A 16,204-nucleotide genomic window follows, 5' to 3' on the forward strand; every position below is an offset into this window, starting at 1 on the left:
AACGCCAACCCGAACCGCCAGGCTTAGGAGACGACGAACTCCGCATACTGGTCGGCGAGGACACGTGGCAGGCGGACGTCGATACGCGTGCCCTCTGCCTCGTACTCCTCGGAGCGCACTGTGCCCTCCTCGTGCACGCGGCTGACCACATCTCCGCGGGTGTAGGGCACGACCATGGTCACGTGCGCATCGATGGAGTTGAGGTGCTGTTCGATGCGCGCCTCCAACTCGTCAATGCCCTCGCCTGTCAGCGCAGAGACGAACACCGCCGTACGGCCCGTCTTTTCAAAGGCGTGGCGAAGTTCGGCAAGAACGATCGGGTCAGCGTCGTCGATCTTGTTCACCACAACGATCTCCGGCGGCATCTCCTCGCCCGAGTCGCGTGTGACCTCTGCAAGGACCGCATTGACTGCTTCGATCTGCTTCAGTGGGAACGGATCCGAACCGTCCACGACGTGCAGGACAAGGTCGGCGCCGCTGACCTCTTCGAGCGTGGACTTAAACGCCTCAACCAGCTGGGTAGGCAGGTGGCGCACAAACCCGACAGTGTCGGTCAGCACTACGTTGCGCCCGTCTGCCAACTTGGCCTTGCGCGTCGATGGGTCGAGAGTGGCAAACAGCGCGTCCTCCACCAGCACGCCCGCACCCGTCATCGCGTTGATCAACGAGGATTTACCCGCGTTGGTGTAGCCCGCGATCGCGATCTTCGGGATAGTGGAGCGCTGGCGCTGCGCGCGCTTGATCTCTCGGGCAGTCTCCATATCGCGCAGCTGGTGGCGCAGTTTGGCCATCTCGGTGCGCAGGCGGCGACGGTCGGCCTCGATACGCGTCTCACCAGGACCACGCAGGCCCACACCGCCGTTGGAGCCAGCACGACCGCCCGCCTGACGCGACAGGTTGCCACCCCAACCGCGGGTACGGCTGTAGAGGTACTCCATCTGCGCAAGGCTGACCTGTGCTTTGCCCTCTTTACTCTTCGCGTGCTGGGCGAAGATATCGAGAATTAACATCGTGCGGTCGATCACCTTGATCTTGAGGGCTTCCTCCAGCGCGATCATCTGCGACGGCGAAAGCTCACCATCAAAAATCACCGTGTCAACGCCGGTAGACAGCACAATCTCACGCAACTCCGCAACCTTGCCGGAGCCGATGTAAGTACCCGGATCAGGTTTGTCGCGCTTTTGATACAGCATGTCGACGACTTCAGCGCCGGCTGTTTCCGCCAGTGCTGAAAGCTCCCACATGCGAGCCTCAATCTCCGCAAGGGTGCCTTCGGTCCACGCGCCAACGAGCAAGACCTGTTCGATGCGGAGTTTGCGGTACTCCACCTCGGTGATGTCTTTTTGGTCCTGCGAGCGGATCTCGGTCGACCCGGTCACGGAACGAAACGCGTTGCGCTCCTCCAGGTCAAGCGCGCCTACCGTCGGTGCGGATTCGTCAGGGACGGTGTTGTGCCGAAAAGCCTCACGGAGAAGTTCGTCGTGGGCGCGCTGCTCGGGCGTGGTGTCGTCGTCACGCAAAAAGCGCTCACGGTTACCGCCGAAACGGTCAAGGTGGGGTTCAGTCATTACATCCTTTAATGGAGCTTGAAACGTCCTATTCATATCTACCCCATCAAACGCCAATAGGCCCGAGATTCTTCCCCAAGTGCGTCTGCGACTAGGATCGAGCGTCATGAGCACAGCAATCAGCAACGACCTCGCCGCAATCGGCCTGAACTTTGACAAGTGGCAGGACGCTGTGGAAGCCGCCATTGCCACCGACCGTCTCGCGGTTACTGGTGAAGTGCGCGGCGGCCAGCTGATCCAATACGCCGACCCCTCAGGCGCCCAGCTCAACATTTTGGCAGTTGAGCCGTTCGCTACCTTTGCAGGATTCGATTCCGTGACCCGCACCTACGCGCACGTCACCCCAATCAACGACGTGGTTGCGCTCGCCGATGTGGTGGACCCACGCGGCAACGCGATAGCATCCCTGACCGTGAATCTTGCCCAGGGGCCACTGCTTGTCGACGAGCCCACGCTCCAATGGCAAGAACTCTCCGTGACCGCACTCGCGCTGACAACGGAGCGCTACACCTCAACCGATGCCTACCTGGCCCTGCACCCGGGAGCGGTCGTTGGCACGGTAACCTCCCCGGGCGCCGAAGCAGTCGCATCCGGTGCCGCCGCTACCCCGGACGCACGCGCCGAATTCTCCGGCCGCGTACTGGATGCGGAATACCGCACCTCCGAACTGACCGGCCAGCGCTTCATCCACGTCGCTGTCGATGCTGCGTTCCCGTTCGACGTGTGCCTGCCCGACGGCGACCTGCCGTCCCGCGACTCCGTGATCGCTGGCACCGCCGTCATGGCCGGCTCCATCCCAACTCCGACCGGCGGCGGCTGCGGAGGCTGCGGCGGATCCTGCGGTTGCGGCGGCCACTAATCCTGCAGGGCAGAACCATGAGTTCACCAGACAAGGACCTCTCGCGAGCACTACTCGGCGCGCTCGTACTCGCTGCCGCAGTAGTGCTTGTCTTGTTGCTGAAGTGGCCTGGTTTGCTCCTGTCTGTCCTGCTGATCGCTTGCGCCTTCTTCATCAGCCGACATCTGCAGCCAGACCCCGAGGTAGCTGCAATGCGATCGTCGCTGGAGTACGCGCGCGACGACATCCTTGAGATTCTCGACGCGTACGAAAAGCTCCAAAACGGCGCATCAGCCGCCGACATCGCAGACCGCACGCTGCACTACCCCGCCCTGGCAAACCCCGATAACTCTGTGCCCCAAATCAACGAGTTTCTGCTTCGAGCATCCTCTGCGCGACGCTTCATTGAGCGCGTCGACGGTTATCTCGAATCCCCCGGCACCGACAAAACCCAGTTGGAACGCATCCTGATGGTCGCTGACGAGCGCGCCTTCGAACTTCAGGAGGCCTGGGACGACGCACGCCGGGCCGCAAAAGAGATCGGCCCGGCGTAACGGTTTAAAGTTGCGGTTTTAGAACGGCAACTGCGGCAGGTTAAACGGCAGCGCGATGCCAAACTGCGGAGCAAGCGCAACTACGCCCGCAAACAGCAGGCCAACGGCAGCGAGAGTGCCGAGAACGATGCCGACGATTGCCCCAACGTTTTCCTCAGGAGTATTGAAGGGGTTCGAAGCCCAACCCTTCGTTGGGAACGCAACGGTAGCGTTGCCACCCTGAGCGCAGGCAGCCATTGCCTTCTCAACCGCAGGATTGTATTCTTTCTGAACTGCATTGCCGGTCTTAACGTGCGCCGTCTTGTTGGCGGCCTTCTTGAAGGCCTCAATGCGACCCGTCGGAATACCCAGCTGCTCTGCGGCAAACGATGCAACATCGGTAGTCGGCAAAGCCTCATTGCTTGCTACCACTTCAGTGAATGAAAGCGGTGACGTCGCGGGGATATCGCCGTTGTACACGAGCTCCTTTGCAACGCGTGGGTAGCTCTCCATCAGCCGTGCGTAGCCATAAAAGTAGCCGACGTAGTTGTCCTGGTTATAGGACATCAACTTGTCGTAGGCTGCTTCAAAGGCTTCCTCCTCAGCAGCAGTGAGATCGTCCGTGCGCTGGGCCTCAATCTTCTTGAGCGCTGACTGCACTGTTGCGGACTTCAGCGTAGAGTCTGCCCACCCCTTGATTTCCGGGTAGGCGCCTTCAATACCCTTTTCAAAAACTTCGAAAACCTTCTTTTCGGTATAGTTTTTGTTCAGTTTTGCCAGGTAGTCCTTTTCCGCCTGGTCCAACTTGACCGAACACGTGTTGTTGGTGGTGCGAGGTCCGATCTCAGCTGCGTATGCAGCAGGGACGGTGAGCAGGGATGCCGAAAGGCCAAGCGCGACGGCCGAGGCGATAACTTTGCGTTGCATAGGAAACTCCTGTCAGGGGGGTGGGGTCACAATGACAGGTTGATTGTAAGGCAGGAAAATCCCCCGCACACGTGGTTTACAAAAACTGCTCGTTAAAGTTCGCGGGCCAGCTCTCCACGGAACACGATGGTGGCCGGGCCGGTCATGGTGGCTACACCGTCGTTGAGCTCGACCTTGACGGCGCCACCGGGGACGTTGATGGTGACGGCACCGTTTTCAATTCCGGCGTCTGCAAGCACTGCCTGCGCTGCAGCAACCGTGCCGGTCCCACAGGAGCGGGTCTCCCCGACGCCGCGCTCCCAGACACGCATGTGGGCCTCGCCGTCGCGAAGTTCGGTGAGCACCTCGACGTTGACACCTTCAGGGAAGAACTCCGGGTCAAAGGTCGGGGCAACAAAGTTCATCTCCGCAAGCCCTTCAGGTGTGAGACCCGGAATCACGCAGGCGAGGTGCGGGTTGCCCACGTCCACGCCGATGCCAGCAAACTGGTTGTCCCCCATTGCCGCGGTGGATACACCGGTGACCTCCACCGGGCCCATACCGACGGAGACGACGGCGTTGGCGTCATCAGCTTCAAGCACGCGGATGTGCTTCACCCCGGCGCGGGTGTCCACGTCGAACTCGCGGGCATCTTCAAGCCCTTCGGCGACGAGCACATGGGAGAAGGCACGGATGCCGTTGCCGCACATCTCGGCGATGGAACCGTCGGCGTTGCGGTAGTCCATAAACCACATTCCGTCGCGACGCACCACGCGCAGTAGGCCGTCTCCGCCCACGCCGGCGCGGCGGTCGCACAGGAAGGCGACCTGCTCAGGGGTGATGTCGAGTTGGTCGTCGACATCGATCAGGACGACGAAATCGTTTTCGGTAGCATGTGCTTTCAGGAACTTCACGCCAGCGAGTCTAACGCGAGATCCACCACGCTCGAATCAGCGGCGTCGAGCCACTGCGTGCGCGGGTCGCGGTTAAACCAGGAGCGCTGCCGGCGCACGTAACGGCGAGTACCGGTGATGGTCTGCTCAAGCGCTTGTTCTTCGGTGAGTTCCCCGTCGAACATGGCGAGGACCTGCGCGTAGCCGATGGCTCGCCCGGCAGTGGAATTGCGGACGAGGCCGTCTGTGACCAGGGCGCGGGTTTCGTCGATAAGCCCATGCTCGAACATCGTGCGGGTGCGCAGCTCGATGCGGGGGTTGAGCCACTCGGCGTTCGTGCGCAGGCCAAGGATGCGCGTGCCCCAACGTGGAGGGGCATTTTTCGGCGGTTGGGAAGCCTTGAACGGTTTGCCGGTCAATTCGATGACTTCGAGGGCGCGCACGGTACGTCGCGGGTCTTTGTCCTCGATGATGCTGGCTGCTTCCGGATCGACCTCGGCGAGTTCGGCGTGCAGCGCGTCGACGCCGATCTCCCCCAGACGCGCCTCGTAGCGGGCGCGCACGGTGGGGTCGGTGGGTGGGAAGGACCAGGCGTCGATAAGCGACTGCACATACAGCATCGAACCGCCCACCAGCACCGGCACCTTGCCACGCGCCATGATCTCCTCAACCGTGGCCACGGCAAGCGTCTGGTACTCCGCGACGGAGGCGGTCTTGGTCACATCCCAAATATCCAGCAGGTAGTGCGGGATGCCTTCGCGCTCCTCCACCGGCAACTTCGCGGTGCCGATGTCCATGCCCCGGTAGAGCTGCATCGAATCCACGTTGACCACTTCCCCGCCAAACTCGTGCGCCAACGCAATGCCAAGCGCGGACTTGCCGCTGGCGGTGGGCCCTACAACTGCTATGGGGTTCATACGCTCCACTCCGCTACATACCGTCCGACACCCAGCGTGTCATCGGCATCGATCAACCGCGCATCCTTGCGCTCAAGTGATGCGAGTTCGCGCCACAGTTCCGGTTCGAGCACCTGCGTATCGACGAGCACCGCTTCACCACCGTCCAACCACCGCACAATGGCCTCGTGCGTCTCCGGCGCGCCGGGCACCAAGGCCAGCGGGGCGCGCGGAGTTAACCCCGCAGGCCCGTCGACGACGACAACGGTGATGGCGGCGGGGTCAGGGTCGTCAATGCGCGAACGTACCTCGCGAACCTCCGGGTCCCCCAGCGCAAACCTAGCGACCAGCTCTCCTAAGTGGTTCCCACTACGCACCGTGATGTCAGGGCCGCCCCAGGCACGAAACGACCCCGTGTGCGCCGTGTGCCACTGCTCGTCGAGCGAGCAGACGATGTCGATGGCGCGGCCACCTGCAGTTTCTGCCAACGCACGGGTGGCGGCGAGGAGGCGCTGCGAGGCGTCGTCGTGAGGCGAGAGCGCCAACGCAGGCGATCCGGGGATGATCCAAAGGTTTGCTCTCACCCGCCCAACCCTACCCAGAGACCCAAATCACCCCGCAGCGATGTGTGTGGCTGTACGATCGCATGCATTGCGCAAAGGCAGCCGCGGCGCGCGGCACAGTGCGGCCCCAAGGCCGCGGAAAGGACGACCACCATGACCGAGTCGAACCCCACCAACACCTCTGGCAAGATCCCCTCGCCTGCCGCCATGGCGAAGAAGGGTCCGAAGCCTCGGCCACGCCCGGCTGCGGCGCCTGCCGCCCCGTCAGTGACACCGGCGCCTGTTCCGGCGCGTACGCCGTCGGACCCGTCGAAGTTTGGCCGTGTTGATGCAGACGGCAACGTCTTCCTCACCCGCGGCGGCACTGAACGCCAGATCGCGTCCTGGCAGGCAGGTACGCCCGAGGAAGGCCTCGCACACTACGGGCAGCGTTACGACGACCTGGTTACCGAAGTCGAACTCATCGAGACTCGCCTGCGCGCTCACCCGGAAGACGCCGATGCGATCCGCAAATCCGCAGAGGCACTCAAGGCATCGCTTGACGACGCCGCAGTGATCGGCGACCTCGACGCCGTCGAAGCCCGCCTCGATGCTGCCATCGCCGCATCCGCCGATGCGCGTGAGCAGGCCAAGGAGCAGAAGGCGGAGCGACGTAAGGCAGCGATCGCCCGCAAGGAAGCCCTCGCCGCCGAAGCCGAAGACCTGGCAGAAAACTCCACCGAATGGAAGCGCGCCGGCGACCGCATCCGCGACATCCTCGAGGAGTGGCGTGGCATCCGTGGCATCGACCGCGCAACCGATGACGAACTGTGGAAGCGCTACTCCCGCGCCCGCGACAGCTTCAACCGCCGCCGCGGCGCCCACTTCGCCGAGTTGGACCGCAACCGCGCCCAAGCCAAGAAGGTCAAGGAAGAACTCGTCGACCGTGCCGAGGCTCTCAAGGACTCCACTGATTGGGGCAACACCGCCCGCGCCTACCGCGACCTGATGACGGAATGGAAAGCCGCCGGCCGCGCCCCACGCGAGGTAGACGACAAGCTCTGGGAGCGCTTCCGCGCCGCCCAGGACCACTTCTTCGAAGCCCGCAACGCCGTCAACGCCGAGCGCGACCGCGAATTCGAGGCCAACGCGGAGGCCAAGGACGCGCTGATTGCCGAATACGACGCGCAGATCGACCCCGCAAAGGGCCTCGGCGCCGCAAAGGCGAAACTGCGCGAACTGCAGGACAAGTGGGACGAGATCGGCTTCGTACCACGCGGTCGCGTCCGCGAATACGAGGACAAGATCGCCCGCATCGAACAGCGTGTTTCCGACGCCGAAGACTCCCGCTGGCGCAAGACCAACCCCGCCCAGCAGGAGAAGGTCAACCAGTTCCAGGTTAAGGCCGACGACTTCGAGCGCCAAGCCCAGGAGGCCGAGGCCAAGGGCAACGCCGCCAAGGCAGCAACGCTGCGTGAGCAGGCGAAGCAGTGGCAGGAGTTCGCCGACGTTGCCGCGAAGGCTGTGAACGAGGGCTAGTGCTCACACCACAGCAGTACGTCCCCCGGCCCAACTCATCGGAGGCAGTGGTCGGGGGTTACGCATTTTCCGCAACGCTCGCCATCCAAGACATCACCGGTCTTGCCACCTCTGGCGTGTCCGCATCGCACATTGCGAAGCGCCTCGAGCCGTCCGCCGAATCCGAAGCAATCCTCTTCGCGCTCACCTCCCAACAGGCTCCCCGCCCGGTGACCGATCTGGGCTACCGCGAACTCTTCGACGACGACCTCGGCCACACCGACGCCTGGCTCTTCATCTCCCTGCCTTTGCTCGAAGACCGTCGCGTGATCGAAGCGAACTTCACCTTCGACGCCGAGATCGCGCCCATGCCCGGCGAAGATGAACCGCCCGAACCGTGGGCCGCAGCGCTGTTGCTTCTCGACGACCTCTCCGCCCGCCTCGAACGCCCCATCCGCCAACTCTGGGTCACCCACCTGCCCGACGCTCCGGCATCCCCCGCGTTGACCGAAGCCGGCTACACGGCGGCCTTCCGGGAAGACCAGGCCACCTTCAAGATCACCGCACTAGAAGCGCTGCCCGATTCTGGGGCCGCCGAGTTTGCAGTCATCGAAGGCCCGGGGTTCTTTTCCAAGCGCAAGGCCGGCGCGAACGAAGTGGAACAGTTCTCCAGCCTGCTCACCGCGGCATCGCGCGACTACCCTCGCGGCGAGCTCGTGATGGACACGATCAATTGGGACCTTGAGCGCATCCGCGACGCCGGCGCGAGGCTGCAAGACCGAGGCGGCTCGCAACTGACCGGGCTGGCCTACGTCGACGGCGTCATCGTCGGGCTCTGCGAAGTCGTGCGCTTCCACGCCGACGACCCGAAGGTCTGCGAACTCGGTCTTGTCTACGTCCTGCCAGAGCACCGCGGCCGTGGCATCGGCAAATCCCTGCTGCGCGCTTCACTCGAGCGAGCACACGCAACCTGGGAAGACTTGGAGACGGTGTACTGCTCCTACCCCGCCGACTCCGCGCCAGCAGCCGCCATAATGAAAGGGGTCGGCGCGGAAGTGGTTTCCGCGACGACAGGGTGGCAAAAGGTCTAAATCTTGCGGTGGCGTTCGGCGGCACGGGCGCGGCGGTCGTCCACAAGCAACGGGTTCTCCTCGTGCGCGTTCGCCTGATGCGTCGCCGACTGCTGCAGCAACGCCACGTCGTCGCGCTGCTGCACCTTCGCGCGCTCGTCGGCCACCTTCACCTGTGCCTCAGAGCGAGACAGGATCAGCGGGAACAGCGTGAACACCGCAACGAACACAGCCAACATGGCCAGGTAGTAGCCGATGTCGCGTGAGGTTTCCGGAGCACTTTGGTTGCGCAACCAAATGCCGAGGATGGAAAACACGGCAGAGACCGTTGTGACCATCCAGGCAGGCAGGGTGACGGCGAATCGTCGCAAAGCAACTGCGAGCGATGTCAAAACCCCAACACCGATGAAGGAAAACCACACAAACAAGTACTCCGCCACCGAAGTGCGCGCATCGCGCGACGCCTGGGTCAGCCCCAAAACCTGCCAACCGGCCACCCCACCTGCAAACGGCAACACCAACGCCACGAGGTACACCACCGCACACGCGGCGAGCACCCACCGTTTCGCCCCCATCGTGATCTGCGAAGCGGCGGACTTCTCCGCGCGAGCCAACGTCTGCGAATCCTGCTGCGTCATAGCAGCCACTGTAGCCCCTAGCAGCCGCAGGACGAATCGCCGGTGGGCTGCTTGGGCGGTTGACCGATCGTCGGTAAGCCAAGCCCCACGCCGACAGGTGCAGTCGTCGGCACCTGGCCCGCCGCCGAATTGTCGCCGGCCTTCGTACGACGGTGATCACGCACCCCAGAATCTGCGATAAGGAAGTGCGGCTTGGACTCAGTGATGGTGACAGTGACGTAATCGCCCGGGCGGATCTCGCCATCAATGTCACCCTCAACCGCGAAGTGCACCAGGCGGCCATCGCGAGCGCGACCCGACATGCGGTGCGTGCGATCATTCTTGCGTCCACCACCCGCTTGCACGAGCAACTCCTGCTCCGTGCCAATCAGCTTCTCGTTCTCCTCAGCACTAATACGATCCTGCAAGGCAAGCAGGCGCTCGAAACGATCCTGCACCACAGCCTTCGGGATCTGCTGCTCCATCTCCGCAGCCGGCGTGCCCGGACGCGGCGAATACTGGAACGTAAACGCAGAGGTAAAACGAGCCTTCTCCACCACATCGAGCGTCGCCTGGAAATCCTCCTCAGTCTCACCCGGGAACCCGACAATGATGTCAGTGGTGATGGAAGCGTGCGGAAGCTTCTCACGCACCTCCTCCAAAATCCCAAGGAACTTCTTCGACCGGTAGGAACGGCGCATGTCCTTGAGCACCTTGTCGGAGCCCGACTGCAACGGCATATGCAGCTGCGGGCACACGTTCGGAGTCTCCACCATCGCGTCAATCACATCCGAGGTGAACTCCGCCGGGTGCGGCGACGTAAAACGCACACGCTCCAAGCCCTCGATGTCGCCACAGGCACGCAAGAGCTTGGAGAACGCAGAACGGTCGCGCTCCATGTCCTCGTCGACAAAGTTCACGCCATACGCATTCACATTCTGACCAAGCAGCGTCACCTCGGACACACCCTGATCGACGAGCGCCTGCACCTCCGCCAAAATATCGCCCGGGCGGCGATCCTGCTCCTTACCACGCAACGACGGCACGATGCAGAACGTACACGTGTTATTGCAGCCCACCGACACAGACACCCAACCGGCGTAGGCAGACTCGCGCTTCGCCGGCAGGACAGACGGAAACACCTCGAGCGACTCAACAATCTCTACCTGGGCTTCGTCCTCCACCCGTGCGCGATCGAGCAACGCCGGCAATGCGGAGATGTTGTGCGTGCCAAAGACGGCGTCGACCCACGGTGCCTTCTCAATCACCGTGTCGCGATCCTTCTGCGCCAAACACCCGCCGACCGCAATCTGCATGCCCGGATGATTCGCCTTCGTGTTCTTCAACTGTCCGAGCGAGCCATACAGGCGCTGATCCGCGTTTTCACGCACCGCACAGGTATTGAAGACCACCAGGTCGGGCTCAGTCCCCTCGTCCGCCGCCACATATCCGGCATCCTCGAGCAAGCCCGAAAGACGCTCAGAATCGTGCACGTTCATCTGACAGCCGAACGTACGCACCTCATAGGTGCGGGAAGTGGTGTTTTCAGAGGTATTTGCCGTAGTCACGGCGAGACAGTCTAACCAGGCGCAGCGCCGAGACCTAACTGGTAATTACAAATACTTTCCCAATTCCTATCACGCGCGTCACGTTTATGGCCTACTGTGCGCTGTATGACACAGGAGATTGCCGAACCCATGATTCGCATGGTGGGTGTGGAAAAGTACTTCGACGACTTCCACGCACTACAAAACATCAACCTTGAAGTCCCCCGCGGACAAGTAGTCGTAGTGCTGGGACCGTCCGGATCGGGAAAATCCACCCTGTGTCGGACGATCAACCGCCTCGAAACCATCGAGGAAGGCACGATCGAAATTGACGGCCGCAGCCTCCCGGCTGAAGGGAAGCAACTGGCCCAACTCCGTTCAGACGTCGGCATGGTGTTTCAGCAGTTCAATCTGTTTCCCCACCTGACCATTCTGGATAACGTCACTTTGGGCCCCATGAAGGTCCGCAAGGTGAAAAAGGCTGAAGCCACCGCACGGGCTCGCGAATTGCTCGACCGTGTCGGCATCGGCAACCAGGCAGAGAAATACCCGGCACAGCTCTCCGGCGGCCAACAGCAGCGCGTCGCTATCGCACGCGCCCTTGCCATGGAGCCGAAAGTCATGCTTTTCGACGAGCCCACCTCCGCCCTCGACCCCGAAATGGTCGGCGAGGTCCTCGACGTCATGGCTGAACTCGCCGAAAGCGGCATGACCATGGTCGTGGTCACCCACGAAATGGGCTTCGCCCGCAAAGTTGCCGACCGCATCTTGTTCATGGCCGACGGCGAGATCGTCGAAGACACCGACCCAGAGTCATTCTTCACCAACCCGCAGTCCAGCCGTGCACAAGACTTCCTCGGCAAGATCCTGCCCCATTAACCCACCCACGTTTCTTACAAGGAGAACCACCATGAAGCGCACCGCACGTTTCGCATCAACCACCGCCGCAGTCCTACTCGCAGCCACCACACTCGTCGCCTGCGGTGGCGACTCCGCTGGCGACGCCGAAGGCCTCCTCGCACAGATCGAGGCCGGCAACGTCACCCTCGGCACCAAATACGACCAGCCCGGTCTTGGCCTGCGCGAAGCAGACGGCTCTATGACCGGCCTCGACGTCGATGTCGCCACCTATGTGGTCAACCACATCGCCGACGAAAATGGCTGGGAGCACCCAGAAATTACGTGGCGCGAAACTCCATCCGCACAGCGCGAAACCGTGCTGCAAAACGGTGAAGTCGCAGCAATCGCCGCGACCTACTCCATCAATAAGTCACGCTCCGAAGCAGTCGACTTCGGAGGCCCCTACCTGCTGACCCACCAGGCCCTGCTCGTCCGTTCCGACGACGCCGAGATCACCGGCCTCGAAGCCCTCGACGGCCGCATCCTCTGCTCCGTCACCGGCTCCACCCCGGCACAGAAGGTCAAGGACACCCTGCCGGGCGTCCAGCTCCAGGAATACGACACCTACTCCTCCTGCGTCGAAGCCCTGCGCAACGGCAACGTCGACGCCCTCACCACCGACGCAACCATCCTCGGCGGCTACTCCGCACAGTCCCCGGGCGACTTCAAGGTCGTCGAGCTGAAGAAGGACGGCGAGCAGTTCACCAACGAGCACTACGGCGTCGGCCTGAAGAAGGAAGACCCGGGCGCACTCGAGGCCGTCAACAAGGCACTCAACGCCCTTTACGAGGACGGATCCTTTGACAAGTTCGTCAACGACAACCTCGACGGCGGCCAAGGTGTTGAAAAGGACAAGGTCGGCGACCTGTCCTTCGTCGAGTAGCACCTGCCGTGTGGCTGGGTGAACCCCACCCGGCCACCGAGCCCCAACCCTTCTTCATCTCCTTCACGTATTGGAAGTTCCCACCATGGATGCAATGTGGGCTGATCTCGCGCCCAAACTGTGGCCAGCATTCTGGACCACAATCAAGCTGACCGTCTACTCCGCCATCGGATCAATGATCCTGGGCACCCTACTCACTGCTATGCGGGTCTCCCCCGTTGCCATCCTGCGGAACCTGTCAGCGTTTTACATCAACACCGTGCGCAACACCCCGCTGACACTTGTGATCCTGTTCTGCTCGTTCGGCCTCTACCAAAACCTTGGCCTTGAGCTCGCGAGCCGCGAATCCAGCACCTACCTTGCAGACCAAAACTTCCGCCTCGCGATCCTCGGCTTCATCCTGTACACCTCGTGCTTCGTCGCCGAATCGCTCCGAAGCGGCATCAACACCGTTCACTTCGGACAAGCCGAAGCCGCACGCTCCCTCGGACTGAGCTTCGGGCAGATCTTCTCGTTGATTATCTTCCCCCAAGCTCTGCGTGCAGCAATCGTTCCGCTGGGCAACACGCTGATCGCTTTGACGAAGAACACCACGATCGCATCGGTCATCGGCGTCGCGGAAGCATCGCTGCTGATGAAATCCACCATCGAATTCCACGCAAACCAGCTCTTCGCCATCTTCGGCATCTTCGCCCTCGGCTTCATCGTGCTCACACTGCCAACAGGGCTCGTCATCGGCTGGCTGTCTAACCGTCTGGCGGTGAAACGATAATGGCATCCTCTGTCCGCGCAACTGTTCTCTACGACGCCCCCGGCCCCAAAGCCGTACGCCGCAACTACATTTACACCGCAATCACCATCGCTGTGCTTTTGCTCGTCGGCTGGTGGGTACTGAGCAAACTAGCCACACACGGCCAACTCGACGCCGAACGCTGGACCCCCTTCATCCAGGGAAACACCTGGACCACATACATCATCCCTGGCCTCGTCGGCACCATTAAGGCCGCCGTCGTATCGGTGCTGCTCGCAATTGTCTTCGGCGTGATTTTCGGGCTTGGCCGCCTTGCCCCAAACAAGATCGTGCGTGGCTTCTGCGCTGTGGTTGTCGAGTTCTTCCGCGCCATTCCAGTGCTGCTACTCATGATCTTCCTGTACCAGGTCTTCGCGGTATACAAGATCGTTCCACCAGCGTCGCTCGCGTTTTGGGCCGTCGTTGTGGCACTGACGCTCTACAACGGCTCCGTTATCGCCGAGATCCTCCGCGCCGGCATCAAATCGCTACCCCGCGGGCAAACGGAAGCAGCCCAGGCGCTTGGGCTTAGCCACTGGCAAACCATGGGCAAGATCTTGCTGCCCCAGTCCGTCGCAGCCATGCTGCCGGCACTGATTTCCCAGATGGTCATTGCGCTGAAGGATTCCGCCCTGGGCTACCAAATTGGCTACGTCGAGGTTGTCCGCTCCGGCACGCAGGTCGCCTCTGCAAACCGGAACTACTTGGCGTCGCTCATCGTGGTGGCCATCATCATGATCCTGATCAACTACGCGCTGACAATGCTCGCAACCCGCGTCGAGCGCCAACTACGCGCCGGCCGAGCGCGCCGCAACCCCTTTGCCAAGGTGCCCACCGCTGGCAAGGAAGTGGGCCTGGACACCAAGGACACCGTCAACCTCGACTGGCAAGCCCCTGGGTACCAGCAGATCGACAACCCCGTGGAGAAACACTAACCCCGCGTGCGGAGTCACCACCCCGCGTCACGCGTGGGCTTCGCACTCGGCGATGCGTTCGTCGAGCGCTTCCCGGCCCAGGCGCATTGCCAGCCCCTGGTGAAACCCACGGCGGGCAAGTGCCCCGACGATCCGGCGCAAATACTTGTCGTACTCGCCCCGGCCCTCGGGTGCGTGTTTCACCTTGCGCGCCGCCTTCTCCGCGACTCCGCGGGCGATGCGCTCCTCATCGTCGTCCGTGATCTGCTCGAGCGCAGCCGCACGATCGGCACTGCCCACCCCTTTGTCGCGCAGCTCCATATCGAGCGCGCGGGCAGATTTGCCGCGACGCGCAGCGCGCTGACGCACCCACTCAGAAGCAAATGCTGCGTCATTGATCAGGCCTGAGCTGGCGAGGTCGTCGAGAACTTCGTCGACAAGCATGGGCTCAAACTCAGCCTTGATCAGCCGACCACGCAGCTCCTCACGCGAGCGCGCCCGCTGATCCAGCAGCCCTAATGCGCGTTTGCGTACCGGCGCCTTCGCCTCCTCATGTGCGTGGTCGATGAAACCCGACCCCGGCTCGTACGCCTCGAGAGCAGCTTTGAGGCGCGCAATCTTTTCGGGGTCCGCCATCGGCTACTTCTCGTCGGCCTTGGCGTCGTCTTCGTCGTCAAAATCGATGTTGGGCACCATGTCTACGGGATCATCCGACAAGGCATCGTCGTCAACATTGGCATACTTGCCCACACCAAGCGCGCGGAAGATTTTGTCTTCGATTTCGTCGGCCAGGTCCGGGTTGTCTTTGAGGAACAGGCGCGCCTTCTCCTTGCCCTGCCCCAACTGGTCGCCCTCATAGGTGAACCAGGAGCCAGACTTCTTCACAATGCCATTTTCCACACCCATGTCGATGATGGAGGACTCACGCGAGATGCCTTCGCCATACATGATGTCGAATTCGGCGATCTTGAACGGCGGGGAAACCTTGTTCTTCACAACCTTCATCCTGGTGCGGTTACCGATGGAATCCTGGCCGTCCTTCAGGGTTTGAATACGGCGGACATCGCAACGCACCGACGCGTAGAACTTCAAGGCCTTACCGCCAGTGGTCGTCTCCGGGGAGCCAAACATCACGCCAATCTTTTCACGCAGCTGGTTAATGAAGATCGCGGTAGTCCCGGAGTTGTACAGCGCACCGGTCATCTTGCGCAGTGCCTGCGACATCAAGCGTGCCTGGAGGCCAACGTGGGAGTCACCCATCTCGCCCTCAATCTCAGCCTTCGGAGTCAGCGCCGCGACAGAGTCGATCACGATCATGTCGATCGCTCCGGAGCGCACCAGCATGTCCGCGATCTCAAGCGCCTGCTCACCCGTATCTGGCTGGGAGACCAGCAGATTGTCGGTATCCACGCCAAGCTTGCGGGCGTAGTCAGGGTCGAGGGCGTGCTCGGCATCGATGAACGCCGCGATGCCGCCTGCGCGCTGCGCCTCCGCAATCGCATGCAGGGCAACGGTCGTCTTACCGGACGACTCCGGGCCGTAGATCTCCACGACCCTGCCGCGTGGCCAGCCGCCGATACCAAGGGCAACGTCGATAGCCGTGTTGCCGGAAGAGATGGACTGAATCGGAGGACGATTCTCATCGCCCAAGCGCATCACAGCACCCTTACCGAAATCCTTCTCGATCATCGCCAGCGCAGCATCAAGAGCATTCTGGCGCGAGTTTGCGGCTGAAGCCGCAGTCTTCTTCTTCGTTGCCATGTGGTGTTCATCCTCCAAATTGTTGGTG

General features: G+C 62.1%; 17 protein-coding genes. 8 read left to right on the forward strand and 9 right to left on the reverse strand.

Features of this window, described 5'->3' with window-relative positions; genetic code table 11:
• Window positions 1-23 precede the first annotated feature (23 nt).
• Window positions 24-1,568, reverse strand: coding sequence for a GTPase HflX (hflX, locus tag HMPREF2785_RS05960; protein ID WP_083308901.1), 1,545 nt, complete (start codon window positions 1,566-1,568; stop codon window positions 24-26).
• 118 nt (window positions 1,569-1,686) lie between these two features.
• Here hflX and HMPREF2785_RS05965 point away from each other — a divergent pair, with 118 nt between their 5' ends.
• Window positions 1,687-2,427, forward strand: coding sequence for a hypothetical protein (locus HMPREF2785_RS05965; protein WP_070614660.1), 741 nt, complete (start codon window positions 1,687-1,689; stop codon window positions 2,425-2,427).
• A gap of 17 nt (window positions 2,428-2,444) precedes the next feature.
• Window positions 2,445-2,960, forward strand: coding sequence for a hypothetical protein (locus tag HMPREF2785_RS05970; RefSeq protein WP_070614518.1), 516 nt, complete (start codon window positions 2,445-2,447; stop codon window positions 2,958-2,960).
• 18 nt (window positions 2,961-2,978) lie between these two features.
• Here HMPREF2785_RS05970 and HMPREF2785_RS05975 read toward each other — a convergent pair whose 3' ends face one another.
• From HMPREF2785_RS05975 to HMPREF2785_RS05990, 4 genes are all read right to left on the reverse strand, one after another.
• Window positions 2,979-3,866, reverse strand: a complete 888-nt coding sequence (locus HMPREF2785_RS05975; RefSeq protein ID WP_070483814.1) for a hypothetical protein — start codon at window positions 3,864-3,866, stop codon at window positions 2,979-2,981.
• Window positions 3,867-3,958: 92 nt separating this feature from the next.
• Window positions 3,959-4,759, reverse strand: a complete 801-nt coding sequence (gene dapF, locus HMPREF2785_RS05980; RefSeq protein WP_070614519.1) for a diaminopimelate epimerase — start codon at window positions 4,757-4,759, stop codon at window positions 3,959-3,961.
• Window positions 4,756-5,655 (reverse strand): tRNA (adenosine(37)-N6)-dimethylallyltransferase MiaA, encoded by a 900-nt coding sequence (miaA, locus tag HMPREF2785_RS05985; protein ID WP_070614520.1) that lies wholly within the window; start codon window positions 5,653-5,655, stop codon window positions 4,756-4,758. Before miaA ends, dapF begins: the two co-directional genes overlap by 4 nt.
• On the reverse strand, window positions 5,652-6,218 hold the full coding sequence (locus HMPREF2785_RS05990) for a hypothetical protein (RefSeq protein WP_070614521.1): 567 nt from the start codon (window positions 6,216-6,218) through the stop codon (window positions 5,652-5,654). Before HMPREF2785_RS05990 ends, miaA begins: the two co-directional genes overlap by 4 nt.
• Before the next feature lie 132 nt (window positions 6,219-6,350).
• On the opposite strand from HMPREF2785_RS05990, the gene HMPREF2785_RS05995 reads away from it, so the two are divergent.
• On the forward strand, window positions 6,351-7,715 hold the full coding sequence (locus HMPREF2785_RS05995; protein WP_070614522.1) for a DUF349 domain-containing protein: 1,365 nt from the start codon (window positions 6,351-6,353) through the stop codon (window positions 7,713-7,715).
• On the forward strand, window positions 7,715-8,785 hold the full coding sequence (locus tag HMPREF2785_RS06000) for a GNAT family N-acetyltransferase (protein WP_070614523.1): 1,071 nt from the start codon (window positions 7,715-7,717) through the stop codon (window positions 8,783-8,785). Before HMPREF2785_RS05995 ends, HMPREF2785_RS06000 begins: the two co-directional genes overlap by 1 nt.
• Here HMPREF2785_RS06000 and HMPREF2785_RS06005 read toward each other — a convergent pair.
• On the reverse strand, window positions 8,782-9,402 hold the full coding sequence (locus tag HMPREF2785_RS06005) for an Rv2732c family membrane protein (protein WP_070422327.1): 621 nt from the start codon (window positions 9,400-9,402) through the stop codon (window positions 8,782-8,784). The two genes, HMPREF2785_RS06000 and HMPREF2785_RS06005, sit on opposite strands and share 4 nt — an antisense overlap.
• A 17-nt stretch (window positions 9,403-9,419) precedes the next feature.
• On the reverse strand, window positions 9,420-10,949 hold the full coding sequence (miaB, locus tag HMPREF2785_RS06010) for a tRNA (N6-isopentenyl adenosine(37)-C2)-methylthiotransferase MiaB (RefSeq protein ID WP_070614524.1): 1,530 nt from the start codon (window positions 10,947-10,949) through the stop codon (window positions 9,420-9,422).
• Window positions 10,950-11,078: 129 nt separating this feature from the next.
• Between miaB and gluA the strand changes: the two genes are divergently transcribed.
• The 4 genes from gluA (at window position 11,079) to HMPREF2785_RS06030 (ending at window position 14,436) form a co-directional block, all read left to right on the forward strand.
• Complete coding sequence (gluA, locus tag HMPREF2785_RS06015) at window positions 11,079-11,807, forward strand: glutamate ABC transporter ATP-binding protein GluA (RefSeq protein WP_167615586.1); 729 nt, start codon at window positions 11,079-11,081, stop codon at window positions 11,805-11,807.
• A 31-nt stretch (window positions 11,808-11,838) separates the two neighbouring features.
• Window positions 11,839-12,711, forward strand: a complete 873-nt coding sequence (locus HMPREF2785_RS06020; RefSeq protein WP_070614526.1) for a glutamate ABC transporter substrate-binding protein — start codon at window positions 11,839-11,841, stop codon at window positions 12,709-12,711.
• An 85-nt stretch (window positions 12,712-12,796) separates the two neighbouring features.
• Window positions 12,797-13,483 carry an amino acid ABC transporter permease gene (locus HMPREF2785_RS06025; protein WP_070614527.1) on the forward strand — a complete coding sequence of 229 codons (687 nt, stop codon included), beginning with the start codon at window positions 12,797-12,799 and terminating at the stop codon, window positions 13,481-13,483.
• Window positions 13,483-14,436 (forward strand): amino acid ABC transporter permease, encoded by a 954-nt coding sequence (locus HMPREF2785_RS06030; RefSeq protein WP_070569957.1) that lies wholly within the window; start codon window positions 13,483-13,485, stop codon window positions 14,434-14,436. The genes HMPREF2785_RS06025 and HMPREF2785_RS06030 overlap by 1 nt, the downstream gene beginning before the upstream one ends.
• Window positions 14,437-14,463: 27 nt before the next feature.
• On the opposite strand, the gene recX is transcribed toward HMPREF2785_RS06030, so the two are convergent.
• Window positions 14,464-15,051 (reverse strand): recombination regulator RecX, encoded by a 588-nt coding sequence (gene recX, locus HMPREF2785_RS06035; RefSeq protein ID WP_070614528.1) that lies wholly within the window; start codon window positions 15,049-15,051, stop codon window positions 14,464-14,466.
• Between the two features lie 3 nt (window positions 15,052-15,054).
• On the reverse strand, window positions 15,055-16,176 hold the full coding sequence (gene recA, locus HMPREF2785_RS06040) for a recombinase RecA (RefSeq protein WP_070422320.1): 1,122 nt from the start codon (window positions 16,174-16,176) through the stop codon (window positions 15,055-15,057).
• Window positions 16,177-16,204 lie beyond the last annotated feature (28 nt).

It is taken from the genome of Corynebacterium sp. HMSC067D03 (assembly GCF_001811185.1).
GTDB classification, from domain to species: Bacteria; Actinomycetota; Actinomycetes; order Mycobacteriales; family Mycobacteriaceae; genus Corynebacterium; species Corynebacterium coyleae.

Coding starts and splice junctions, on each gene's coding strand:
- HMPREF2785_RS05975 (WP_070483814.1), bottom strand. CDS start 3,866: ATGCAACGCAAAGTTATCGCCTCGGCCGTCGCGCTTGGCCTTTCGGCA.
- gluA (WP_167615586.1), top strand. CDS start 11,079: ATGATTCGCATGGTGGGTGTGGAAAAGTACTTCGACGACTTCCACGCA.
- HMPREF2785_RS06005 (WP_070422327.1), bottom strand. CDS start 9,402: ATGACGCAGCAGGATTCGCAGACGTTGGCTCGCGCGGAGAAGTCCGCC.
- HMPREF2785_RS05970 (WP_070614518.1), top strand. CDS start 2,445: ATGAGTTCACCAGACAAGGACCTCTCGCGAGCACTACTCGGCGCGCTC.
- miaA (WP_070614520.1), bottom strand. CDS start 5,655: ATGAACCCCATAGCAGTTGTAGGGCCCACCGCCAGCGGCAAGTCCGCG.
- recA (WP_070422320.1), bottom strand. CDS start 16,176: ATGGCAACGAAGAAGAAGACTGCGGCTTCAGCCGCAAACTCGCGCCAG.
- recX (WP_070614528.1), bottom strand. CDS start 15,051: ATGGCGGACCCCGAAAAGATTGCGCGCCTCAAAGCTGCTCTCGAGGCG.
- HMPREF2785_RS06025 (WP_070614527.1), top strand. CDS start 12,797: ATGGATGCAATGTGGGCTGATCTCGCGCCCAAACTGTGGCCAGCATTC.
- HMPREF2785_RS05995 (WP_070614522.1), top strand. CDS start 6,351: ATGACCGAGTCGAACCCCACCAACACCTCTGGCAAGATCCCCTCGCCT.
- hflX (WP_083308901.1), bottom strand. CDS start 1,568: ATGACTGAACCCCACCTTGACCGTTTCGGCGGTAACCGTGAGCGCTTT.
- HMPREF2785_RS06020 (WP_070614526.1), top strand. CDS start 11,839: ATGAAGCGCACCGCACGTTTCGCATCAACCACCGCCGCAGTCCTACTC.
- HMPREF2785_RS06030 (WP_070569957.1), top strand. CDS start 13,483: ATGGCATCCTCTGTCCGCGCAACTGTTCTCTACGACGCCCCCGGCCCC.